Here is a 21,978-nt window from a genome sequence, read left to right as displayed (position 1 = left end):
CCCTAGCCGAGCCCGGAGCGCAGATACTCCCGCCAGAGCGCGGTGAAGTCCTGCGGGGTCGTGTCGAGCACCTCGCGCATGGCCTGCTCCACCGCTCCGTCCCGTCGCCGGTGCCCTCCGACGGCCCGGTAGAAGGCGAACAGCTTCTTCTCGCCCCAGTGGTCGGCGATCAGCTCGCAGGCCGCCCAGCCGCCCTCGTACGCCCTCGCCAGGCGCGCGGGGTCGCCCGCGAAGCCGAAGTCCTCGTCCGTGGGGAGCCCGGCGGGCAGGTCGCCGCGCCGGACGGCACCGGCGAGTTCGGGCGCGATCCGTGCCGGGGTGCGGTCCTCGGAGCGGTAGGCGGCCCAGTCCGCGAAACCCTCGGAGAGCCAGGCCGGGGTCCCGGCGGAGGTGTGGGCGCGGGTGGCGACATGGGTGGTCTCGTGGGTGAGGACGATCCGCTGTCCGAAGGCGCCGAGCGTGCCGTACGCCTGCGGGTTGACGATCACCCGGTCGGCGGGGGTCCGGCCCGCGCCGCCGGTCTGCCCCGTGGTGACGGCGGCGATGCCCCGGTAGTCCGCCGACGACCCCAGCAGCTCCGCCATGTCGTCCACCGTGCGCGGCACGAGCACCACCACGCGGCCCGCCCAGCGCTCCGGCCAGGCGCGGGAGACGGCGGGCACCGCGCGGTCCGCGGTCCGGGCGATGGCGCGCAGCTCCTGTCCGGTGCGGCCGACGCCGAGCACGAGGCTGTGCGTGCCGTGCACCACCCGTACGTCGCCCTGCTGCCAGAGCTGGCGGGCGCCGTCCCCGCCGTCCCGGTCCCCGACGACGTACCAGCGGCCGTCCGCCCCGTCCCGTCTCAGGTCGAGCACCCGGTCCGCGGTGACCGGGGCGGTGTCGTAGCCCTTGATCCGGTAGCGCAGCTCGACCTCGGCGGTGGCCCGGTCGGTCCCCTGCCCGGTCACGTCGTGCAGCCGGTACGTCCATGAGCCGAGAGGTACGTCCGCGAGGTTGGCGAGCTCCCTGCGCTCGGCCGTGCGCAGCCCGGTGGCCCCGGGGTCCGTCGTGGCCAGGAAGGCGTCCGTGTCGTGGTCGAGCACGGCGGCGGCCCGGCGGTCCAGCGTGGCGCGGATGCCCCGGGCGGTGGCCCCGGGGGCGGCGTCATGGCCGGGGGCCGCGCAGCCGGAGACGAGCAGCAGCCCGGCGAGCAGCGCCCCCGCCGCCCGCCGCCCGCCGTTCCGTCCCCGCCTGCCGCTCACCCGATCGAGGGTACGGTCAGACGCGGGTGACCGACGAGACGGGCATCATGCCGACGGGGTCGTAGCGCACCGGGGCCCCGGGGTACGGGGCGTGGATCACCTGGCCGTTGCCGACGTACATCGCCACGTGCCCGGCGTCCGCGCGGTAGACCACCAGGTCTCCGGGGCGGGCCTCGGAGAGCGGCACCATGTGTCCCGCGTACCGCTGGGCCTGCGAGGTCCGCGGCAGGCTGACCCCGGCCTGGGCGTACGCCCACTGCATCAGCCCGGAACAGTCGAATCCGGCCGGCCCGTTGGCCCCCCAGACGTACGGGCGGCCCAGTGCCTGCCGGACCGCCGCGACGGCCACCGCCGCGCGTGCGGAGCCGGCCGGCAGATCGGCGATCGCCGGGAACGCGCCGTCGCGGCCGGAGCGCGAGGCCCGCTCGAACTGCGCCCGGTCGGCGCCGGACAGTGTGGCCAGCAGCTTCCTGGCCTCGGTGAGCTTGCGCTCGACGGTCCGTTTGTGCCGGGTGGCGGCCGCCCGGTTGCGCTCCAGCTCGGCCAGCGCGCGGTCCGCCTCCGCGCGGGTCTGCGCGAGCCCGCGCTGGACCTGCTGGAGCTGCCTCAGCTCGGTGGCCTGAAGGCCGGTCAGCCGCTCCAGCACGGCGGCCCGGTCGAGATAGCTGTCCGGGTCGGAGGAGAGCAGCAGGGCGAGCGAGGGATCGATGCCACCGGTTCGGTACTGCGCGCTCGCCGCCGAACCCAGCACCGTACGCATCCGGTTGACCTGTTCCTGGCCGCGGGCCGCCCGGTCCTGGGCCCGGCCGACCTCGCCGCGCAGCCGGTCGGCGTTCTCACCGGCCTTGTTGTACTGCTCGGTGGCCCGCTCGGCCTGGGTGTACAGCAGGTCGATGCGGGCCCTGGCGGTCCGGGGGGCGTCCTGCGGGTCGGCGTTCGCGGTGGCCGCCCCGAGGGTGGCGGCGGCGGTCGCCGCCGCGGCCGACAGAACGGTGGCCCGGACGCTCAGGTTGAGGCCGGACTGTGTGGAACGGCGATGGGACACCACAGGACGCCGCACTCCCTTCCGCTGTACGCAGGCGCGCGCAGCCCCTGCCGCCCGGGGCGGGCGGACCGACGAACGGGAGCTGCACGGCAGGCAGACAGTAGTCGGGTGATCACGGAGCGGCGAACGGCCGCGCCGGACGGAGGGCGGCGGAAACGGCGACGCCCCGCCGGTGACCTGTGGTCTCCGGCGGGGCGGACTGTCCGGGCGGGCGCGGGAATTCGCCCGTTCGGGCGTCGTCAGCCGACGCGCACGCCGAACTGGAAGCTGCCGATGGTGTCCATCGACTCGTAGCGGACGACGGTGCCCGGGTACGGGGCGTGCAGGACGGTGTTGTTGCCCGCGTAGAGGCCCACGTGCTCGGTGTTGTTGAAGAAGACCAGGTCGCCCGGCTTCAGGGCGCTGCGCCCGATGCGGACACCGTCGTTGACCTGGGTGTACGTGACCCGGGAGATCTGGACGTTGGCCTGGGCGTAGGCCCACTGGGTCAGCCCGGAGCAGTCGAAGGATCCGGGGCCCGTGCCACCGCGGCCGTACGGCTTGCCCTTCTGGGTGGCGGCGGCGTTCAGGGCGGCAGCGCCCCAGGCGGAGGCGGGGGCCTCGTTGCCCAGCTCGACCCGCTCACCCGCGGCGCGGCTGGCGCGCTGTTCGTCCTCGCGCATCTTCGTGCGCTCGGCCTGGGTCATGGTGTTGAGCAGGCGCTGCGCCTCGGCCAGCTTGCTCTGGAGCTTCTGCTTCTTCGCGCCGAGCGACTTGCGTACGTCCGCGAGGTCACCGAGCTTGTCCTGGGCCTCCTTGCGCTCCTGCGCGAGGACCCGCTGCTTCTCCTGGATCTTCCCCAGGGTCTCGGTCTGCTTGGCCGTCAACTGGTCGAGGGCCGAGGCCTCGTCGAGGAAGGTGTCCGGGTTGGACGAGAGGAAGAGCTGCACCGACGGGTCGATGCCACCGGAGCGGTACTGCGCGGCGGCGAGCGAACCGAGGCCGTTGCGGAGCGTGTTGATCTCCTGCTGGCCGCGGGCCACCTTGTCCTGCAGCGCGCTGACTTCCTTCTCCAGCTTCTGCTGCTTCTCCTTGGCGCCGTAGTACTGCTCATTGGCCGCGCCGGCCTCGTGGTTGAGCTTCTCGACCTTCGCCTTGACCTCGCCCTTGGAGGGCTTCGGGTCGGCGTGGGCCGCCTGGGAGGTCAGGGCCACGGCCGCGGCGGCGGTCGCGGTGAGCACGGTCACACGGGCGCGGCTCGGCGGTTTGGGACGACGGTGGGACGCCACGGAGGCGAGCTCCTTCTTCCTCGAGCCGCCTACCGGGCTGTGGGGGACTGGGATCCCCGGCTCCGTGCATGCCACGGACTCGGCGGTGCCTTCACCGTCACCCCGGATGGGTGATCAACCGTGCGAAGGTTCGAGGCCCGACCCTAGTGACCAACTTGTGATCAGTTCAAATCCTCACCCGAAAAATCTCATCACGGGCTGCACTTCTTTACCCATGACACACAGGGCGTAGCTGCGGCCTGACGGACCGTTCCCCGATTTCCGCCGAGACCCGGCAAGTGCCGCTAGACGCGCGAAAGGCGCTTCAGGAGCAAGACGGACGCAACGGGCCTGGCGCCCGCCTTCGCCACTCCGTCGGCGACTTCGCGGTCGGTGGAGACCACCACGACGGGCCTGCCCGGAGGTTCGGCGCGCGCCAGCTGGCGGATCAGCTCGTCGGCGGTCACCCCGGGCTTGCTGAACAGCACCCGGACCCCGCGCGGCGGCGCGAGCAGCACCGGGGCCGCCAGCTCGGCCCCGTCGAAGACGCAGGTCATCTCGGCGCCGGTCTGCGCCGCGAGCACCGAGAGCCCGCCCAGCAGCCTCAACCGCTGCTTCTCCAGCGGCAGCTGCGGGTAGCCGGTCTTGGTGACGTTGTAGCCGTCGACGATCAGATGCGCCTGCGGCAGCGCGAGCAACTGGTCGAGCAGGGCCGGGTCGGTCTCCGAAAGGGCCCTGGCGGCAATGTCCTTGGGCGACATCCGGCCCGGCTCGACCGCGTCGACACCGTCGGCGGGGCGGAGCGAGGAGGGCGGCAGGGCCAGTTCGCGACGGAGTCCGCTCGCCGCGTCGAGCACCGTGTCCAGCAGCAGTCGCAGCCGCATGTCCTCGACCGAGCGGCCCTCCCTGGCGGCCCGGCGGCCCGCCTCCACCGACGCCTCGGCCTCCCCCAGCCGCGCCTTGAGCCGACGGCTCTCGCTCTCGGCCGCGGAGACCTGTGCGGCCGCCTCGGACCGTACGGTGTCGGTCTCGGCCCGGCTGCGGCGCAGCGCGGCCTCTCCGCGCCTGACCTCGTTGACGGCACTGCGCAGCTTGCGCTGAAGGGATTCGGCCTCCTTGCGGGCCGCCTCCAGCTCGCCGCGCAGCCGCTCCGTCTCGCTCTTCGTCTGCGAGCGGGCCCGGGCGAGCTCCTCGCGCAGCCGGTCCAGCTCGCGGCGGCTCTCCTCGTCGATGCGCTCGGCGTCGGCGCGCTGGGCCTCCTCGCCCGCGGCGGCGACCAGCTTCACCCAGCCCGCCGGGCGCAGCACATAGGCCGCCGCGGCCACATCGACGGGGTCGGCTGCGGCGGGCGGAGCACCGGCTTCCAGGGCGGCGGCCAGCTCCGGCTGCTCCTCCTTGAGCCGCTCGCCGATGCGCTGCCGGAACAGCGCGTCGCCCTCCAGGGCGGCCGCCATGGCGTTCCCGGCGAACTTGGCCCGCCGGTTCGGGGTGAAGCGGGCGTACTGCCGCAGCTGGGCGGGGAGTTCGGTGACGGTCAGGCCGCCGAACGCGTCCGAGACCAGCGCGACGACCCGCCGCCGCACGCCTTCGGGCAGCGGGCGGTCGAGCGCCTCGACGGCGTCGTCGGCCGCCTCGGCCGACTCGGCGCCGCTCTCGGGCTGCTCCACCATCCGTCACCCCAAATGTCTGTGGGCGCGGCTCCGTCAGGAGTCGGCACCCGGCCTGTCCACCAGTTCGATCTGGTCCACCGCGTTGCACCACCGGCAACGCACCGACTCGATGGTCTCACTGACCACCTCGCGTTCCTCGACGCTGGACTCACCGGCCAGGTCGAGATGGACGTATTCGACGACCTTCGAGGAGCGCGTCACGTCGAAGCGCGTGAGATTTCCGCAGAGCGTGCAGCGCCAGCGAGTCCCGTCGGTCGGCTGGGGAACCGTCGTCATCGTTGCGTCCTCTTTCGTCGAGCCTCGTGCTGCCTTGCCTTCAAGGATCTCGCGGTGCGCCGTCGAACTGCGGATGTCCTGTCGTAACCCTACGGCCTTGCCGCGTCCCCCCGACACGGCGAGGCGGTCTGTCCCGTTCCCTCCGCTTGCGTCATGCTCTGTTCATGATCGATCGGCGAGCTGTGACCGGCAGGCTGACCGGTGGGCTGCTACGGACGGTCACCTCGGGCGGCCCGCTGGTGACCCATGCCCTGATCACGGTCTGCGCCGTGGTCTTCGTGATCAGCCCGCTCTCCGGCCTCGCCCCGGTGCCGGGGACCGCCGACGCCCTGCTCGCCGCCCAGGCCGGGTACTTCGAACGCTGGGGCGTGATCCCCAGCGAGCTGTGGGAGGGCTCGGCGCGCGCCCTGCTCACCCCGCTCACCGCCCTGTTCGTGCACGGCAGCTGGCTGCACCTGCTCGGCAACATGCTCTTCCTGTACGTCTTCGGCGCGATGACCGAGGAACGCATGGGCCGGCTCGGGTTCACCTTCTTCTACGTCATCTGCGGCTATCTCGCCCTGGTCGCCTACGCGGCCGCCCACGCCACCTCCGACCAGACGCTGGTGGGGGCGTCGGGGGCGATCTCGGCGGTGCTCGGGGCGTTCCTGTACCTGTTCCCCAGGGCCCGGGTCACCAGCCTGTTCCCGTTCCTCTTCTTCCTGCCGCTGCGCTTCCCCGCCTGGATCGTGCTGGTCTTCTGGTTCGTCCTGCAGTGGCTGGCGGTCCAGGGCGCGGGCGACGGGGGGCCGGGGGTGGCCTATCTGGCCCATGTGGTGGGCTTCGCCCTGGGCTTCGTCTACGCCTGGGGACGTTTCCGGCGTACGGATAGAGTGAAGACACCAGCCACGGCCACCGAGGGAGAAAGCCAGCCGTGATCACCGCGATCGTGCTCATCAAAACCAGCGTGGACCGTATCCCCGAGATCGCCGAGGCCATCGCGGCGCTGGACAGCGTCAGCGAGGTCTTCTCGGTCACCGGTACGTACGACCTGATCGCCATGGTCCGGGTCGCCAGGCACGACGACCTGGCCGACGTCATCCCCGGCCGGATCAGCAAGATCCCCGGAGTCGAGGCCACCGACACGCATGTGGCGTTCCGTACCTACTCGCAGCACGACCTGGAGGCCGCCTTCGCCATCGGCCTCGACGCGTAGGCGCCCCTTCACGACGTGACACTTCGGCGGGGGACGGGCTGGGCTGCCCGTCCCCCGCCGAAGTGCTGTGTGTGCCCGTCAGTGCTGCGCGGCACCCCGGTCCGGGACGCAGCGGCCGTCCTCGGTGCGGTACTTCCACTGGGCGCCCTCGCTGACCAGCTCCCTGACCGCGCGGACGAAACGCTCGATGTGCTCGTCCGGCGTACCGGCGCCGAAGCTCACCCGGATCGCGTTGAGCGAGCGCTCCCCAGGCTCGGCCTCCGGCGCGCCGCACTCGCCGACCTCCTGCGGGTCGCTGCCCAGCAGGGTGCGGACCAGCGGGTGGGCGCAGAACAGTCCGTCGCGGACCCCGATGCCGTACTCGGCGGAGAGCGCGGCGGCGAAGTGCGAGCTGTTCCAGCCCTCCACCACGAAGGAGATGACGCCGACCCGCGGGGCGTCGTCGCCGAACAGCGAGAGCACCTTGACCTCGGGGACGGTGGCGAGGCCGGCCCGGACCGTGTTCACGAGGTGCTGCTCCCGGGCGACCAGGCTGTCGAAGCCCGCCTCGGTGAGCGCCTTGCAGGCGGAGGCGATGGAGTACACGCCGATGACATTGGGGGAACCGGCCTCGTGGCGGGCGGCGGTGGAGTGCCACTCGACGTCCACGCCGCCGTCGGTGCGGCGGGCGACCTTGCGCGAGGCGCCGCCGCCCGCGAGGTAGGGCTCGGCCGCCTGGAGCCAGTCGGCCCGGCCGGCCAGGACGCCCGAGCCGAAGGGCGCGTACAGCTTGTGTCCGGAGAAGGCGACCCAGTCGACGTCCAGCTCGGCGATGTCGACGGGGTGGTGCGGGGCGAGCTGCGCGGCGTCCAGCACGATCCGGGCACCGTGCGCGTGCGCCGCGGCGGCCAGCTCCTTCACCGGCCACAGCTCTCCGGTGACATTGGAGGCGCCGGTGACACAGACCAGCGCGGGGCCGTAGGGCTCGCGGTCGGCGAGCGCGCGCTCCAGCGTCTCGACGGCCTGGGCGGGGGTGCGCGGGGCGTTCAGATAGGTCACCCGGGCGTCGCGCCAGGGCAGCAGCGAGGCGTGGTGCTCGGTCTCGTAGACGAAGACCTGGCAGTCGGCCGGGACGACCGCGGCCAGCAGGTTCAACGAGTCGGTGGTCGAGCGGGTGAAGATCACCTGGTCGTCGGCGCGGCAGCCGAGGAACTCCGCGACGGTGGCACGGCTGTTCTCGAAGAGGTCCGTGGAGAGCTGCGAGAGGTAACCGGCCCCACGGTGGACGCTGCCGTAGTACGGGGCGTACGCGGCGACATCGTCCCAGACGCGCTGGAGGGCGGGGGCGCTGGCGGCGTAATCGAGAGCGGCGTAGGTGACCTCACCACCCGTGACCAGCGGAACCGTTACATCCTTGCCCAGAACCGGCAGAGGGGCACAAAGCGACTGGTCGGCGGCAGCAGTGAAGACAGACATGGCGAACTCCCGTAAGAGGCAGGCGAATCGCATGCGCCGGCGGATACGCGGCAGCGCAGCGGAAAAGAGAAAAGGGGTGTGCGGAAGAGGGCCGACGGCCCTATCGCATTCGCGTGCTCACAAGAGACTCCCTAGGGACCAGGACCCCGGGGGTTGGCATTCACCGATGCCGAGGGGCCCGCGCTTGCCGCAGACCTCGCTGCCTACGGCCTGGTCTTCACCCGGGGCACCCCGCCACGGACGGAGGGTTGCCGGACAGCGGGCCGGGGCCGTAGTCGCTGTCACTCATGACCTGCCCAGCATCTTGCCATACGTACGAAAGCGCGCAAGGCGCAGTCCAGAATCCGGACCGCGCCCTGCGCCACATCTGTGCCCGTCTCAGGCGTTGCTGGCCGCCACCCAGCGCTCCAGCGCACGCGCCGCCGACCCGGAGTCGATGGACTCGGCGGCCTTCGCGATCCCGGCCGCGAGCTGCTCGTCCAGCGTGCCGTCCGTCGGGTCGAGAGCCGTCAGCGCCGCCGCGGAGTTGAGCAGCACGGCGTCCCGGGCGGGCCCCCGCTCGCCGGACAGGACCCGCCGGGCCACGTCGGCGTTGTACGAGGCGTCCGCGCCTCGCAGGGCCTCCACGGGCACCAGTTCCAGACCGACGTCGCGCGGGTCGAAGGTCTCCTCGCGCACCGCTCCGTCCCGGACCACCCAGACCCGGGAGGTCGCGGTCGTGGTCAGCTCGTCCAGACCGTCGTCGCCGCGGAAGACCAGCGCCGAATTGCCGCGCTCGGCGAGGACACCGGCGACGATGGGCGCCATCCGCAGGTCGGCGACACCGACGGCCTGGGAGCGCACCCGGGCCGGGTTGGTGAGCGGCCCGAGGATGTTGAACGTGGTCGGCGTGCCGAGCTCCTTGCGGGCCCTGGCCGCGTAGCGCAGGGCGGGGTGGAACTTCACCGCGAAGCAGAAGGTGATGCCCGCCTCCTCGGCGACCTCGACGACCCGCTGCGCGGAGAGGTCCAGGTTGACGCCGAGCTTCTCCAGCACGTCGGAGGCGCCGCTCGCCGACGAGGAGGCGCGGTTGCCGTGCTTGACGACCTTGGCGCCGGTGCCGGCGATGACGATCGCCGACATGGTGGAGATGTTGACGGTCTTGGCGAGGTCGCCGCCGGTGCCCACGATGTCGACCGTGCGGCCGGGTACGTGGATGGTGTTGGCGTGCTCGTACATCGCCCGTACCAGGCCGGACACCTCGTCGATCGTCTCGCCCTTGGCCCGCAGCGCCACCGCGAACCCGGCGGTCTGCACATCGGTGGCCTCACCGCTCATGATGCGGTCCATCGCCCACGCGGTGTCGTCGGCGGTGAGGTTCTCGCCGCGCAGCAGGGGGTTCAGCACGCCGGGCCAGGTACGGTCCGCCACGCTGTCGCCGCCGATCGGGGTCACAACGTTCATGGTCCGCTCCTGGGGTCCACAGCCGGTAAAAGGGATGACCTCCACCCTATCGAGCGCCAGGGGCAGCAAAGAGCCCCGTCCATCGAATGGACGGGGCTCCCGCTGTGGCGATCAGTTCAGGCGATCAGTGGTGACCGTGGCCGCTGGTGATCTCCTTGTACTCCTCGGCGGTGGGCTTGGCGATCTGGTTGTCCTCGCCGAAGTAACCCTTGCTGAGCCGGGCCCGCAGCTTCTGCAGGGCCGACACCTTGCGCTCGACACCGTTCTCGTCGACCGTCGGGCCGATCTCGACCGGCTTGTACTGCTCGTGCGCGGTGAGCGTGTGCAGCTGCTCGGGGCCGAGCGGCTCGTGGATCTCGACGAACTCACCGTGCGGCAGGCGCTTGATGATGCCGGACTCGCGCCCGTGCAGCACCTTCTCCTTGTCGCGGCGCTGGAGGCCGAGGCAGATCCGCCGGGTGGCGATGAACGCGAGGACCGGTCCGACGAAGATGAAGATCCGGACGAACCAGGAGATGGCGTTCAGCGACAGGTGGAAGTGCGTGGCCCACAGGTCGTTGCCACCGCCGATGAAGACGATGACGTACTCGGTGATCCAGGCGACACCGAAGGCCGTCCGGGTCGGGGCGTTGCGCGGGCGGTCCAGGATGTGGTGCTCGCGCTTGTCGCCGGTGACCCAGGACTCCACGAACGGGTAGACCGCGATGATCGCGAGCACCAGTCCGAAGGCCATCAGCGGGATGAACACACCCAGGACGAGCGTGTGACCCCAGAGGTTGATCTCCCAGCCCGGCATCACTCGGATCAGACCCTCGGCGAAGCCCATGTACCAGTCGGGCTGGGCGCCGGTGGACACCTGGTCCGGGCGGTACGGGCCGATGGCCCAGATCGGGTTGATCGAGGCGATGGCCGCGATGACGGCGATGATGCCGAAGACCAGGAAGAAGAAGCCGCCGGCCTTCGCCATGTACACCGGCAGCAGCGGCATGCCGACGACGTTCTTGTTGGTGCGGCCGGGACCCGCGAACTGCGTGTGCTTGTGGTAGAAGACCAGGATCAGGTGCGCCACCAGCAGGCCGAGCATGATGCCCGGCAGCAGCAGGATGTGGATCGAGTAGAACCGGGCGACGAAGTCGTGACCGGGGAACTCTCCGCCGAACAGGAACATCGAGATGTACGTCCCGACGATCGGCATCGACAGGATCGCGCCCTGCGTGAAGCGGACACCCGTACCGGACAGCAGGTCGTCCGGGAGCGAGTAGCCGGTGAAGCCGGTGAACATGCCCAGCACGAACAGCAGGAAGCCGAACAGCCAGTTGATCTCACGCGGCTTGCGGAACGCACCCGTGAAGAAGACGCGCATCATGTGCACGAACATGCCGGCCAGGAAGATCAGCGCGGCCCAGTGGTGGATCTGGCGAACCAGCAGACCACCGCGGACGTCGAAGCTGATGTCCAGCGTCGAGGCGTAGGCCTCGGACATCTTGATGCCCTGCATCGGCTCGTACGAGCCGTGGTACACGACCTCGTTCATGCTCGGGTGGAAGAACAGCGTCAGATACACACCCGTGAGGATGATGATGATGAAGCTGTAGAGGGCGATCTCACCGAGCATGAAGGACCAGTGGTCCGGGAAGATCTTGCGCATGTTGGCCTTGGCCAGGGAGTAGATCCCGAGCCGGCCGTCCGCCCAGTCGGCCACCCGCTCACCGGCGGGCGCCTTGCGCTGTGTGTCGGTCGCAGTACTCATCCGCGCTCCCAGAATGCAGGACCGACGGGCTCTTCGAAGTCACCGAGCGCCTCGAGGTTGCCCTCGCTGTTCACACCGATCCGCAGCTGCGGAAGGGCGTGACCGGCCGGACCGAAGATGACGCGGGCGCCGTCGGAGAGGTCGAAGGTGGACTGGTGGCACGGGCAGAGCACGTGGTGCGTCTGCTGCTCGTACAGGCTGATCGGGCAGCCGACATGGGTGCAGATCTTGGAGAAGGCCACGATTCCCTCGTGGGCCCACTCGCGCTCGCGCTTGTCCTTGATGTTCTCCGGCTGGATGCGGATGATCATCAGCGCGGCCTTGGCGATCTGGTTCTGGAAGTCCTCCGCCTCCTCCGTCAGCCCCTCGGGCATGGCGAAGGTCAGCGAACCGACGGCGACGTCCTCGGGACGCAGCGGCTCCATCGTGTTCATGTTGATGAGCTGCTTGCCCTTGGCCCACAGGGTGTTGCGGAGCTTCTTCTCCGGCAGCGGACCGAGGTCGCGCAGCAGCACCACACCGGAGAGCGGCACCAGGGCCAGCGCGCCGAACATGGTGTTGCGGATCAGCTTGCGCCGTCCGAACGCGGACTCCTCGGCACCTGCCGCGAAGTCCGCCAGGACCTTCGCCTTGACCTCGGGCGTCGCCTCGATGGCGTGCCGGTCGTCGGCGACCTCCACGTCGGACATCAGCGTGCGCGCCCAGTGGACGGCGCCGGCGCCGATCGCGAAGAGGGCCACGCCCAGGGTCAGACCCAGGGAGAAGTTGAGCGCGCTCACATGGCCGAAGGGCCAGATGTACACGATCTTGTCGACCGGGAAGATGACGTACGAGGCGATGAAGCCGATCGTCGCCAGCATGGACAACGTGAACATGAACGCGACGGCGCGCTCGGAGCGCTTCGCGGCCCGTTCGTCGATGTCCTGGATGCGCGGCTTGTGGGCCGGCAGCCCCGGGTCGGCGAACGGATCGCCCGCGGTCTCTACCGCGTCGTGCGCGGGGGCCTGCTCAGCGGGCAGGTTCTCTTCTGGAATCTCTTGGCTACTCATGACTTCTTGGCCTTAGCGGTGTGGGCCGCGACCCAAATGGCAACTGCGATCAGTGCGCCGAGCCCGAAGATCCAGGCGAACAGCCCCTCGCTGACCGGCCCCAGGCCGCCCAGCTTCAGACCACCCGGGTTCTCCGTCTGGTCGCCGTTGACGGTCTGGATGTACGCGATGATGTCCCGCTTCTGCTGCTCGGGCATCGTCGTGTCCGGGAAGGACGGCATGCTCTGCGGGCCGGTCTGCATGGCCTCGTAGATGTGCTTCGGGTCCACGCCCTCAAGGCTGGGCGCGTACTTGCCGTTCGTCAGCGCGCCGCCCTCACCGGTGAAGTTGTGGCACTGCGCGCAGTTGGTACGGAACAGGTCGCCACCCTTGGCGATGTCCGCACCCTCAGGGCTGACCTGGCTCTTGTTCGGAATGATCGGGCCGGCGCCGAGCGACGCGACGTACGCCGCGAGCTGGTCGATCTGCGCCTGGCTGTAGATGACCTTCTTCTTCGGCACCTGGGCGCCGGGCTGCTGCGCCGGCATACGGCCCGTACCGACCTGGAAGTCAACGGCGGCGGAGCCCACGCCGACCAGGCTCGGCCCGTCGGTGGTGCCCTGACCGCCGGTTCCGTGGCAGCTGGCGCAACCGACGGAGTACAGCTTCTTGCCCTCATCGATGGCGAGGGACTGGGCGGTTTCGTCGGCCTGCGCCTTACTCGCGGGCGCAAACGCGGCGTACAGCCCCCCAGTGGCCGCCAGCGCGAGGAGTAGTACGACGACCGCCGCCAACGGATGGCGTCGTCGTGCGGAGAGCTTTTTCACGGATTACCCCGGTGTCAGGATCTTCTGCGTCGATGCTGGATGTGGTTCGGGTTCGAGCCCGGTTACTTGATCATGTAGATCGTGGCGAAGAGGCCGATCCACACGACATCGACGAAGTGCCAGTAATAGGACACGACGATGGCGGCGGTCGCCTGTTCGTGGGTGAACCTCTTGGCTGCGTACGTCCTGCCCAGAACGAGCAGGAAGGCGATGAGACCGCCTGTCACGTGCAGACCGTGGAAGCCGGTGGTCAGGTAGAACACCGAGCCGTACGGGTCGGAGGACAGCGAGAGGCCGTCCTTCTTCACCAGCTCGGTGTACTCGAAGACCTGGCCTCCGATGAAGATCGCACCCATCACGAAAGTGATCACGAACCAGGTACGGAGCTTCTTCACATCGCCCCGCTCCGCGGCGAAGACGCCGAGCTGGCAGGTGAGTGAGGAGAGCACCAGGATCGTGGTGTTCGTCGCCGAGAACGGGAAGTTCAGGGCCGAAGCCATTTCCTTCCAGTGGTCCGGTCCCGTCACCGATCGCAGGGTGAAGTACATCGCGAAGAGGGCCGCGAAGAACATCAGCTCGGAACTCAACCAGATGATGGTTCCGACGCTGGTGAGGTTCGGTCGATTGACCGACGGGTGCGCGTGCCCGGTTTCTACTGTCGTTGCTGTCGCCACGACCGACATTATGTCGGTCGCTTATCCCGCCCTCACCCCGGGGGGTGCCGTTCGGTGTGTCAGCCGGGTGTGTCCTCCCCGAACGGCCCATGGAACCACTGTCCCGGGCGGTGCTGACCGACCGTCGGGCGGAGTACGATCCGCGCATCGGTTCATGCCCGGAAAGCCCCGAAGACACAGATGTCACGGAGGAACAATGCAGCCGACCGCCACGGTCCTGGTCTACAGCGACGACGCCAACACCCGTGAGCAGGTGAGGCTGGCAGCCGGGCACAGGCCCGCGGCTGATGTGCCACCGGTGGAATTCCTGGAATGCGCCACTCTGCCCGCCGTCCTGGAGGCACTGGACCGCGGCGGCGTCGACGTCTGCGTGCTGGACGGCGAGACGGCGCCCGCGGGCGGCATGGGCGTCTGCCGGCAGATCAAGGACGAGATCTTCCACTGCCCGCCGGTGCTGCTGCTGATGGGGCGCCCGCAGGACGCCTGGCTGGCCACCTGGAGCCGTGCGGACGCCGCGGTGACCCTGCCGGTCGAACCGGTCGAGTTCGCGGACGCCCTGGCCGCCCTGCTGCGCAGCAGGGACTGCGTGAACGCCTGAGAGGCTGCCGCGGCCTCGTCCGCGGTCCCGCTGAGGGGCAGCGCACTCCCCGGTCCGGTCAGAGCTCGGGGCGCAGTCGCGCCGCCTGGATCGTGTCCGTACGGTCCGGCGTGGTGTTCTTCTGCAGGGCGCTGCCCTTCAGCCATTTGGCCCAGGACAGGTTCCAGTCCCCGAAGCCGTTGTCGAACGGTGTCATCGTCTCGCCCTGGCTGCCCACGACCGTGACGATGTCGCCCGGGCGCACGGTGTTGTAGAACCACTCGGCCTGGCTGGTACTCATGCCCGTACAGCCGTGGCTGACGTTCTCGTACCCCTGCGAGCCGGTGGACCAGGGGGCCGCGTGCACGTACTCGCCGCTCCAGGTGACCCGCGTCGCGTAGTAGACCTGCAGGTCGTAGGAGTCGGATGAGCCCTCCGCGATGCCGATCGTCTCACCGCGCATACGTACGCGGTACTCCTTGCCGAGCACGACCTTGACGCCGTTTCGGGTGGAGAAGCCGGGCTTGCCGGTGGTGACCGGAATGGTGTTGATCACTTTCCCGTCGCGCTTGACGGTCATCGAGTGCGCCGCGGCGTCCGTGATGGCCTCTATGCGGTCCCCCGTGGTGAGCCTCAAGGGTTTCGTGGGGGCGCCGTAGAGGGCGTCGGTGACCTTCACCCCGGCCAGGCCGCTGGTGACGTCGATGGTGGCCTTGGCCGGCCAGTACTCCTTGGGCCGGTAGTGCAGGGTCTTGTCGTCGACCCAGTACCAGGAGCCGGTCACGGCGGGCTTCGAGCGGACCCTGAGGGCGCGCTCGACGTTGGCCCTGGACACCTTGTCCTTGACCGGAGCGCTGAGTTCCGCCGTGATGGGCTGTCCGACACCGTAGGTGCCCGCCTGGGGGCCGAAGGCGACCTTCAGGAGCTTCTTGGCGGTGGTCGTCCCGAAGGCGAGCGTACGGCTGCCCGGGGCGCCGTCGTCGTCCTCCGTGCTGACCCGGACGGTGTACCGGGTGCCGGCGGCGAGCGGGAGGGAGGAGTGCCACCGTTTCCCGTCGGCGTCGAGCTCGCCCGCCAGATGGCGGCCGGTGGTGTCGACGGCCGACACGTCCGTGATCCGGTCGTCGTCGCCGTTGACGGTGACCTCCAGCGGCTTGCCGGGGTCGACCTTCTCGTCGCCGTCGGACGCGTTGGAGGAGATCTCGTCCACCGCGTCGTACGGCTTCTCCGCGAGCGGGTGAGCGCCGGACCCGCCACAGGCGGTCACACCTGCGACCAGGGTCACGACCAGCAGAGTGCTGCCCACTGCGGGGCGGATGCGCGGGCTGTGGTTCATGAACCCACGCTATGGAGATTCGCCCGTACCGGCGCGCGGAGTACATGCGAACGGGGGACCCGCCCTCCTCTCGGTGGAGAAGTGCGGGCCCCCCGTCAGGTGGAGCGGTGACGCCGTGTCACTGGGTCACTGGGTGCGGTTCTCACCGCGGTAGTACTCGAAGACCCAGCCGAAGAGACCGATCAGGATGACCGGGGCCGAGAAGTAGAGCAGCCACCAGCCGAAGATGACTCCCATGAAGGCGAGGGCACCGCCGACCGCCAGCGAGAGCGGCTGCCAGCTGTGCGGGGAGAAGAACCCCACCTCGCCGGCCTCGTCCGCGACGTCGGCCTCCTTGTTGTCCTGCGCCATGGCGTCGACCCGCCGGGCCGTGAAGGCCAGGTAGAAGCCGATCATGACGCTCAGCCCGAAGGCCAGGACGAGCGCGGTGGTACCGGCCGGCTCCTTCGACCACACGCCGTACGTGATGGCCATGGCGAGGATGAAGACGCTCAGCCAGATGAACATCTTGCCCTGGATCTTCACTTGCCGGCCTCCTTGCCGCCAGCGAGGGCCTTGTCATCCTCGGAGTGGTGCTCCAGCTGCTCGAGCGCCGAGATCTCCGGGTGGTGCAGGTCGAACGCCGGGGATTCGGAACGGATCCGCGGCAGGGTGAGGAAGTTGTGCCGCGGCGGCGGGCAGGAGGTCGCCCACTCCAGCGAACGGCCGTAGCCCCACGGGTCGTCGACCTCGACCTTCTTGCCGTACTTGGCGGTCTTCCACACGTTGTAGAAGAACGGCAGCATCGACAGGCCGAGCAGGAACGAGGAGATCGTCGAGATCGTGTTCAGCGCGGTGAAGCCGTCCGCGGCGAGGTAGTCCGCGTAACGACGCGGCATGCCCTCGGCCCCCAGCCAGTGCTGCACCAGGAACGTGCCGTGGAAGCCCACGAACAGCGTCCAGAAGGTGATCTTTCCGAGCCGCTCGTCCAGCATCTTGCCGGTGAACTTCGGCCACCAGAAGTGGAATCCGGAGAACATCGCGAAGACCACGGTGCCGAAGATGACGTAGTGGAAGTGCGCGACGACGAAGTACGAGTCCGAGACGTGGAAGTCCATCGGGGGCGATGCCAGGATCACGCCGGTCAGACCACCGAAGGTGAAGGTGATCAGGAAGCCGACGGCCCAGAGCATCGGTGTCTCGAAGGACAACGATCCCTTCCACATCGTGCCGATCCAGTTGAAGAACTTCACACCGGTCGGTACCGCGATAAGGAATGTCATGAACGAGAAGAACGGCAGGAGCACACCGCCCGTGACGTACATGTGGTGCGCCCACACGGTCACGGAGAGACCCGCGATGGCGATCGTCGCGCTGATCAGACCGATGTAGCCGAACATCGGCTTCCGGCTGAACACCGGAATCACTTCGGAAATGATTCCGAAGAATGGCAAGGCGATGATGTACACCTCTGGATGGCCGAAGAACCAGAAGAGGTGTTGCCAGAGCAATGCCCCGCCATTGGCCGCGTCGAAGACATGCGCACCGAATTTACGGTCCGCCTCCAGTGCGAAGAGCGCGGCGGCGAGGACCGGGAAGGCCAGCAGGACCAGCACACCGGTCAGCAGGACGTTCCAGACGAAGATCGGCATGCGGAACATCGTCATGCCGGGAGCGCGCATGCAGATGATCGTGGTGATGAAGTTGACCGAACCGAGGATCGTGCCGAAGCCGGAGAAGGCCAGACCCATGATCCACATGTCGGCGCCGACACCCGGCGACCGGACCGCGTCCGAGAGCGGGGAGTAGGCGAACCAGCCGAAGTCCGCCGCACCCTGGGGGGTGAGGAAGCCGGCCACCGCGATGACCGAACCGAAGAGGTACAGCCAGTACGCGAACATGTTCAGCCGCGGGAACGCCACGTCGGGCGCGCCGATCTGCAGCGGCATGATCCAGTTCGCGAATCCGGCGAACAGCGGCGTCGCGAACATCAGCAGCATGATCGTGCCGTGCATCGTGAACGCCTGGTTGAACTGCTCGTTCGACATGATCTGCGTGCCGGGACGGGCCAGTTCGGCGCGCATGAAGAGCGCCATCAGACCGCCGATGCAGAAGAACGCGAACGATGTGACCAGGTACATCGTGCCGATCGTCTTGTGGTCAGTGGTGGTCAGCCACTTGATGACGACGTTTCCCGGCTGCTTGCGCCGGACCGGCAGCTCGTCCTCGTACGAGTCGTCTGCTGCCGCGGCACCCTGAGGTTCGTTGAGGATGCTCACAGTTTGTTCGTCTCCGCATTCCTGGCCGGGTCAGTCTGCTCGATGCCGGCCGGCACGTAGCCCGTCTGGCCCTTCTTCGCCAGCTCCTTGAGGTGCGCCTGGTAGCGCTCCGGGGAGACGACCTTGACGTTGAAGAGCATCCGGGAGTGGTCGACGCCGCAGAGCTCGGCGCACTTGCCCATGAAGGTGCCCTCCTGGTTCGGAGTCACCTCGAAGGCGTTGGTGTGGCCCGGAATGACGTCCTGCTTCATGAGGAACGGCACCACCCAGAAGGAGTGGATGACGTCACGCGAAGTCAGAACGAAACGGACCTTCTCGCCCTTCGGCAGCCACAGGGTCGGACCCGGGTTGCCGTTCTGCGGGTTCCGCGTTCCCGGGATGCCGAAGTCGTAGACGCCCTCCGCACCCTTGGGGAAGTCCTTGCGGAACCGGTCGGGGATGGCGTCGAGCTCCTTGGGGATCTCGTTGCCCGTGGCGGTCGAGCCGTCCACGTTCTCGATGTAGTTGAAGCCCCAGCTCCACTGGTAGCCGACCACGTTGATGGTGTGGGCAGGCTTCGGGGAGAGGGTGAGGAGCTTCGATTCATCGCGCGCGGTGAAGTAGAACAACACCGAGACGATGATCAGAGGGACCACGGTGTACAGCGCCTCGATGGGCATGTTGTACCTGGTCTGCGGAGGAACCTCGACCTTGGTGCGACTGCGCCTGTGGAAGATGACGCTCCACAGGATCAGGCCCCAGACCAGCACGCCCGTGGCGAGCGCTGCCGCCCACGAGCCCTGCCAGAGGGAAAGGATCCGTGGTGCCTCTTCTGTTACCGGCGTGGGCATTCCAAGGCGGGGGAAGTCCTTGTATGTGCAACCGGTGGCGGTCGCCAGGATCAGGCCCGCAGTCAGCACCTGCGGCAGCTTCCGCCGCATCGGGCGCCGCGACGAGCGGTCGGAGCCGTTGGGACTCACGTAGCGCCTTCCCGAGAGTCTCGCCCGCGCGGTCGGCGCGGCCGTCTTTCTGGTCGGTCGCCGCCCTGACGCGGGCAGGGGTTTGGATGTTTATGCGGACCAAACCCTACTGGACGCTATTTGGGGTCGCGCGGGGAGGGTGCCCAACGCGCCGTCCGACACCCCGAAGGGGTGGAACACGGGCCTCCGACCACCATCTGACGCCCCCTCTCCTGACCCTGCGGGCAGCCCGTTCCCGGGCCGGGGCCCGGCTCGGGCTAGCGTGGCCGCGTGCCCTACTTCGACACCGCATCCGCCGCCCCCCTGCACCCCGTCGCACGTCAGGCGCTGCTTGCCGCGCTGGACGAGGGCTGGGCCGACCCGGCCAGGCTCTACCGCGAGGGGCGGCGGGCCCGGCTGCTGCTGGACGCCGCCCGGGAGGCAGCCGCCGAGGCGGTCGGCTGTCGCCCGGACGAGCTCACATTCACTCCTTCGGGGACCCGGGCGGTTCACTCGGGAATTTCCGGAGCCCTCGCGGGACGTCGGCGTGTCGGCCGCCATCTGGTCGTCTCCGCGGTCGAACACTCGTCGGTGCTCCATTCGGCGGCCGCCCATGAGGCGCAGGGCGGATCGGTCTCCGAGGTCCCGGTGGACCGGGCCGGGGCGGTGAGCGCGCCGGCGTACGCGGACGCGCTGCGCGAGGACACCGCGCTGGCCTGTCTGCAGTCCGCCAACCACGAGGTCGGCACCGTGCAGCCGGTGGCCGCCGTCGCGGAGCTCTGCCGGGCGGCGGGGGTGCCGCTGCTGGTGGACGCCGCTCAGTCGCTGGGGCGGGAGCCGGTGCCGGACGGCTGGTCGCTGCTGACGGGCAGCGCCCACAAGTGGGGCGGGCCCTCGGGCGTCGGGCTGCTGGCGGTGCGCAAGGGGGTACGGTTCGCCGTTCAAGGACCGGCCGACGAGCGGGAGTCGGGGCGGGCGGCGGGGTTCGAGAACATTCCGGCGATCGTCGCGGCGGCGGCGTCGCTGCGGGCGGTACGGGCCGAGGCCGCGGCGGAGTCCGTGCGGCTGCGGGCCCTGGTGGACCGCATCAGGGCCACGGTGGCGGAGCTGGTGCCCGATGTGGAGGTGGTCGGCGATCCGGTGCGGCGGCTGCCGCACCTGGTGACCTTCTCCTGTCTCTATGTCGACGGGGAGACGCTGCTGCACGAGCTGGACCGGGCGGGGTTCTCCGTGTCGTCCGGCTCCTCCTGCACCAGCAGCACGCTGACGCCGAGCCATGTGCTCAGGGCCATGGGAGTGCTTTCGGAAGGGAACGTACGGGTGTCGCTGCCGAACGGCACCGCCGGGGAGGACGTCGACCGGTTCCTGGAGGTGCTGCCCCGGGTGGTGGCGGAGGTGCGGCAGCGGCTGGGCGCGCCCGTCTCCGCGCCCCGGGAGGCCGCCCCGGCCGCGTCCCTGGTGGTGGACGCGCTGGGGAAGCGCTGCCCGATCCCGGTGATCGAGCTCGCGAAGGTGATCGGGGAGGTGCCGGTGGGCGGGACGGTGACCGTGCTCTCCGACGACGAGGCGGCGCGGCTGGACATCCCGGCCTGGTGCGCGATGCGCGAGCAGGAGTACGTGGGCGAGGAGCCGGCGGACCGTGGCTCGGCCTATGTGGTCCGCCGGCTGTCCTGACTACGCGAGGTGCGAGCGGACCTCGGCGGCGGCGTCGTGGCCGTACGCCTTGGTGAAGCGGTCCATGAAGTGGGCGCGGCGCAGGGTGTACTCCTGGGTGCCGACCGTCTCGATGACCAGGGTGGCCAGCATGCAGCCGACCTGGGCGGCGCGCTCCAGGCCGACGCCCCAGGCGAGGCCGGAGAGGAAACCCGCCCGGAAGGCGTCGCCGACGCCGGTCGGGTCGGCCTTGACCTCCTCCTCCGGGCAGCCGACCTCGATCGGCTCCTGGCCGGCGCGCTCGATGCGCACGCCGCGGGCACCGAGGGTGGTCACCCGGTGACCGACCCTGGCCAGGATCTCCTCGTCGGTCCAGCCGGTCTTGGACTCGATGAGCCCCTTCTCGTACTCGTTGGAGAAGAGGTACGTGGCGCCGTCCAGGAGGATCCTGATCTCGTCGCCCTCCATCCGGGCGATCTGCTGCGAGAAGTCCGCGGCGAACGGAATGCCACGGGAGCGGCACTCCTCGGTGTGGCGGAGCATCCCCTCGGGGTCGTCGGCACCGATCGAGACCAGGTCGAGGCCGCCGACCCGGTCGGCGACGGCCTTCAGCTCGATGAGCCGGGCCTCGCTCATCGCGCCGGTGTAGAAGGAACCGATCTGGTTGTGGTCGGCATCCGTCGTGCAGACGAAGCGGGCGGTGTGCAGGACCTCGGAGATCCGGACCGAGCCGGTGTCGACGCCGTGGCGGTCGAGCCAGGCGCGGTAGTCGTCGAAGTCGGAGCCGGCGGCGCCGACCAGGATCGGCTCCGTGCCCAGCAGGCCCATGCCGAAGCAGATGTTGGCGGCGACACCGCCCCGGCGCACGTCGAGGTTGTCGACCAGGAAGGAGAGCGAGACCGTGTGCAGCTGATCCGCGACCAGCTGGTCGGCGAAACGGCCGGGGAAGGTCATGAGGTGATCGGTGGCGATGGAGCCGGTGACTGCGATTCGCACGGGGAGACTGCTCCTGCGGAGATCGGGGGGAACGGGTGGCTGTGTTCCCGGGGCGGCGTGACAGTTCACGCTACCGGTTCCCCGCACCTGTCCTGAAGGGGGGAAAACTACCCGATAGTAGGGCTTTCTTCCTGATGCCCGTGGTGCCTACGGTGCCGATATGTCGAACAACATCGCCACGCGCGAGTCCGAGATCAGCCTGGCCGAGCTGCGCGGGGACTGCGCGCGGATGGCACCGCACTGGGTGGCCCCCGCGAAGTCCGCCCCCGCTCCCGTCGCCCCGTCCCGGATCCACGGGGTCACCGTGCCCGCCTCGTCCGCCCGGCTGGTCGACGCCATGTCCGACTACGGCGACTGAGAGGCGGCGAA

At 69.6% G+C, this 21,978-nt stretch carries 21 protein-coding genes and 1 riboswitch; of the genes, 5 read left to right on the top strand and 16 right to left on the bottom strand.

What is annotated here, in order from left to right:
• Positions 1–2: 2 nt before the first annotated feature.
• From ACWCPY_RS04345 to ACWCPY_RS04325, 5 genes are all read right to left on the bottom strand, one after another.
• Positions 3–1,241 carry a hypothetical protein gene (locus tag ACWCPY_RS04345; RefSeq protein WP_451262791.1) on the bottom strand — a complete coding sequence of 413 codons (1,239 nt, stop codon included), beginning with the start codon at positions 1,239–1,241 and terminating at the stop codon, positions 3–5.
• A gap of 16 nt (positions 1,242–1,257) precedes the next feature.
• The gene (locus ACWCPY_RS04340; protein WP_451262790.1) at positions 1,258–2,289 is read right to left on the bottom strand and encodes an NlpC/P60 family protein; all 1,032 of its coding nucleotides are present in this window, start codon (positions 2,287–2,289) and stop codon (positions 1,258–1,260) included.
• 236 nt (positions 2,290–2,525) lie between these two features.
• Positions 2,526–3,554, bottom strand: a complete 1,029-nt coding sequence (locus ACWCPY_RS04335; RefSeq protein ID WP_451262789.1) for an NlpC/P60 family protein — start codon at positions 3,552–3,554, stop codon at positions 2,526–2,528.
• A gap of 284 nt (positions 3,555–3,838) precedes the next feature.
• Positions 3,839–5,200 carry an NYN domain-containing protein gene (locus ACWCPY_RS04330; protein ID WP_451262825.1) on the bottom strand — a complete coding sequence of 454 codons (1,362 nt, stop codon included), beginning with the start codon at positions 5,198–5,200 and terminating at the stop codon, positions 3,839–3,841.
• Positions 5,201–5,236: 36 nt separating this feature from the next.
• Positions 5,237–5,479, bottom strand: coding sequence for a hypothetical protein (locus ACWCPY_RS04325; RefSeq protein WP_014156692.1), 243 nt, complete (start codon positions 5,477–5,479; stop codon positions 5,237–5,239).
• 164 nt (positions 5,480–5,643) lie between these two features.
• On the opposite strand from ACWCPY_RS04325, the gene ACWCPY_RS04320 reads away from it, so the two are divergent.
• Positions 5,644–6,396: a rhomboid family intramembrane serine protease gene (locus tag ACWCPY_RS04320; protein ID WP_451262788.1), complete on the top strand. Its 753-nt coding sequence runs from the start codon at positions 5,644–5,646 to the stop codon at positions 6,394–6,396.
• Positions 6,393–6,674 carry an Lrp/AsnC family transcriptional regulator gene (locus ACWCPY_RS04315; RefSeq protein WP_072483264.1) on the top strand — a complete coding sequence of 94 codons (282 nt, stop codon included), beginning with the start codon at positions 6,393–6,395 and terminating at the stop codon, positions 6,672–6,674. Before ACWCPY_RS04320 ends, ACWCPY_RS04315 begins: the two co-directional genes overlap by 4 nt.
• 78 nt (positions 6,675–6,752) lie before the next feature.
• On the opposite strand, the gene ACWCPY_RS04310 is transcribed toward ACWCPY_RS04315, so the two are convergent.
• The 6 genes from ACWCPY_RS04310 to ctaE form a co-directional block, all read right to left on the bottom strand.
• Complete coding sequence (locus tag ACWCPY_RS04310) at positions 6,753–8,129, bottom strand: aminotransferase class V-fold PLP-dependent enzyme (RefSeq protein WP_451262787.1); 1,377 nt, start codon at positions 8,127–8,129, stop codon at positions 6,753–6,755.
• A gap of 175 nt (positions 8,130–8,304) precedes the next feature.
• Positions 8,305–8,422: riboswitch (SAM riboswitch) on the bottom strand.
• Positions 8,423–8,507: 85 nt separating this feature from the next.
• Positions 8,508–9,572, bottom strand: coding sequence for an anthranilate phosphoribosyltransferase (trpD, locus tag ACWCPY_RS04305; RefSeq protein ID WP_451262786.1), 1,065 nt, complete (start codon positions 9,570–9,572; stop codon positions 8,508–8,510).
• 124 nt (positions 9,573–9,696) lie between these two features.
• Complete coding sequence (qcrB, locus tag ACWCPY_RS04300; protein ID WP_451262785.1) at positions 9,697–11,322, bottom strand: cytochrome bc1 complex cytochrome b subunit; 1,626 nt, start codon at positions 11,320–11,322, stop codon at positions 9,697–9,699.
• Positions 11,319–12,371, bottom strand: a complete 1,053-nt coding sequence (gene qcrA, locus ACWCPY_RS04295) for a cytochrome bc1 complex Rieske iron-sulfur subunit (protein ID WP_451262784.1) — start codon at positions 12,369–12,371, stop codon at positions 11,319–11,321. Before qcrA ends, qcrB begins: the two co-directional genes overlap by 4 nt.
• Positions 12,368–13,177 carry a cytochrome bc1 complex diheme cytochrome c subunit gene (qcrC, locus tag ACWCPY_RS04290; RefSeq protein ID WP_329815434.1) on the bottom strand — a complete coding sequence of 270 codons (810 nt, stop codon included), beginning with the start codon at positions 13,175–13,177 and terminating at the stop codon, positions 12,368–12,370. Before qcrC ends, qcrA begins: the two co-directional genes overlap by 4 nt.
• 62 nt (positions 13,178–13,239) lie before the next feature.
• Positions 13,240–13,860, bottom strand: coding sequence for an aa3-type cytochrome oxidase subunit III (gene ctaE, locus ACWCPY_RS04285; RefSeq protein WP_114244128.1), 621 nt, complete (start codon positions 13,858–13,860; stop codon positions 13,240–13,242).
• Between the two features lie 187 nt (positions 13,861–14,047).
• On the opposite strand from ctaE, the gene ACWCPY_RS04280 reads away from it, so the two are divergent.
• Positions 14,048–14,449, top strand: a complete 402-nt coding sequence (locus tag ACWCPY_RS04280; protein WP_329815435.1) for a response regulator transcription factor — start codon at positions 14,048–14,050, stop codon at positions 14,447–14,449.
• Between the two features lie 58 nt (positions 14,450–14,507).
• On the opposite strand, the gene ACWCPY_RS04275 is transcribed toward ACWCPY_RS04280, so the two are convergent.
• The 4 genes from ACWCPY_RS04275 to ctaC all read right to left on the bottom strand — a co-directional run bounded on the left by ACWCPY_RS04275 (position 14,508) and on the right by ctaC (position 18,981).
• Entirely contained in the window at positions 14,508–15,764 is a 1,257-nt protein-coding gene (locus ACWCPY_RS04275) for an Ig-like domain-containing protein (RefSeq protein ID WP_451262783.1), read from the bottom strand.
• Between the two features lie 126 nt (positions 15,765–15,890).
• Positions 15,891–16,289 (bottom strand): cytochrome c oxidase subunit 4, encoded by a 399-nt coding sequence (locus ACWCPY_RS04270; RefSeq protein WP_451262782.1) that lies wholly within the window; start codon positions 16,287–16,289, stop codon positions 15,891–15,893.
• Positions 16,286–18,022, bottom strand: a complete 1,737-nt coding sequence (gene ctaD, locus ACWCPY_RS04265) for an aa3-type cytochrome oxidase subunit I (RefSeq protein ID WP_451262781.1) — start codon at positions 18,020–18,022, stop codon at positions 16,286–16,288. The genes ACWCPY_RS04270 and ctaD overlap by 4 nt, the downstream gene beginning before the upstream one ends.
• Positions 18,019–18,981: an aa3-type cytochrome oxidase subunit II gene (gene ctaC, locus ACWCPY_RS04260; protein WP_451262780.1), complete on the bottom strand. Its 963-nt coding sequence runs from the start codon at positions 18,979–18,981 to the stop codon at positions 18,019–18,021. The genes ctaD and ctaC overlap by 4 nt, the downstream gene beginning before the upstream one ends.
• Positions 18,982–19,251: 270 nt before the next feature.
• Between ctaC and ACWCPY_RS04255 the strand changes: the two genes are divergently transcribed.
• Positions 19,252–20,634: an aminotransferase class V-fold PLP-dependent enzyme gene (locus ACWCPY_RS04255; protein WP_451262779.1), complete on the top strand. Its 1,383-nt coding sequence runs from the start codon at positions 19,252–19,254 to the stop codon at positions 20,632–20,634.
• Here the strand turns inward: ACWCPY_RS04255 and ACWCPY_RS04250 are convergent, their stop codons facing one another.
• Positions 20,635–21,609, bottom strand: coding sequence for a carbohydrate kinase family protein (locus tag ACWCPY_RS04250; protein WP_451262778.1), 975 nt, complete (start codon positions 21,607–21,609; stop codon positions 20,635–20,637).
• A gap of 160 nt (positions 21,610–21,769) precedes the next feature.
• Here ACWCPY_RS04250 and ACWCPY_RS04245 point away from each other — a divergent pair, with 160 nt between their 5' ends.
• The gene (locus ACWCPY_RS04245; protein ID WP_451262777.1) at positions 21,770–21,967 is read left to right on the top strand and encodes a hypothetical protein; all 198 of its coding nucleotides are present in this window, start codon (positions 21,770–21,772) and stop codon (positions 21,965–21,967) included.
• Positions 21,968–21,978: the final 11 nt, after the last annotated feature.

The sequence above is a fragment of the Streptomyces sp. NPDC002403 genome (assembly GCF_053593015.1).
The sequence above is the reverse complement of the archived record's forward strand: the minus strand, read 5'-3'. Positions and strand labels throughout refer to the sequence as shown.

Bases quoted from the DNA above. Each gene is read 5' to 3' on its own strand.
- ACWCPY_RS04325 (WP_014156692.1), bottom strand. From the start codon at position 5,479: ATGACGACGGTTCCCCAGCCGACCGACGGGACTCGCTGGCGCTGCACG.
- ACWCPY_RS04320 (WP_451262788.1), top strand. From the start codon at position 5,644: ATGATCGATCGGCGAGCTGTGACCGGCAGGCTGACCGGTGGGCTGCTA.
- ACWCPY_RS04310 (WP_451262787.1), bottom strand. From the start codon at position 8,129: ATGTCTGTCTTCACTGCTGCCGCCGACCAGTCGCTTTGTGCCCCTCTG.
- trpD (WP_451262786.1), bottom strand. From the start codon at position 9,572: ATGAACGTTGTGACCCCGATCGGCGGCGACAGCGTGGCGGACCGTACC.
- qcrB (WP_451262785.1), bottom strand. From the start codon at position 11,322: ATGAGTACTGCGACCGACACACAGCGCAAGGCGCCCGCCGGTGAGCGG.
- qcrA (WP_451262784.1), bottom strand. From the start codon at position 12,371: ATGAGTAGCCAAGAGATTCCAGAAGAGAACCTGCCCGCTGAGCAGGCC.
- ctaE (WP_114244128.1), bottom strand. From the start codon at position 13,860: ATGTCGGTCGTGGCGACAGCAACGACAGTAGAAACCGGGCACGCGCAC.
- ACWCPY_RS04280 (WP_329815435.1), top strand. From the start codon at position 14,048: ATGCAGCCGACCGCCACGGTCCTGGTCTACAGCGACGACGCCAACACC.
- ACWCPY_RS04275 (WP_451262783.1), bottom strand. From the start codon at position 15,764: ATGAACCACAGCCCGCGCATCCGCCCCGCAGTGGGCAGCACTCTGCTG.
- ACWCPY_RS04245 (WP_451262777.1), top strand. From the start codon at position 21,770: ATGTCGAACAACATCGCCACGCGCGAGTCCGAGATCAGCCTGGCCGAG.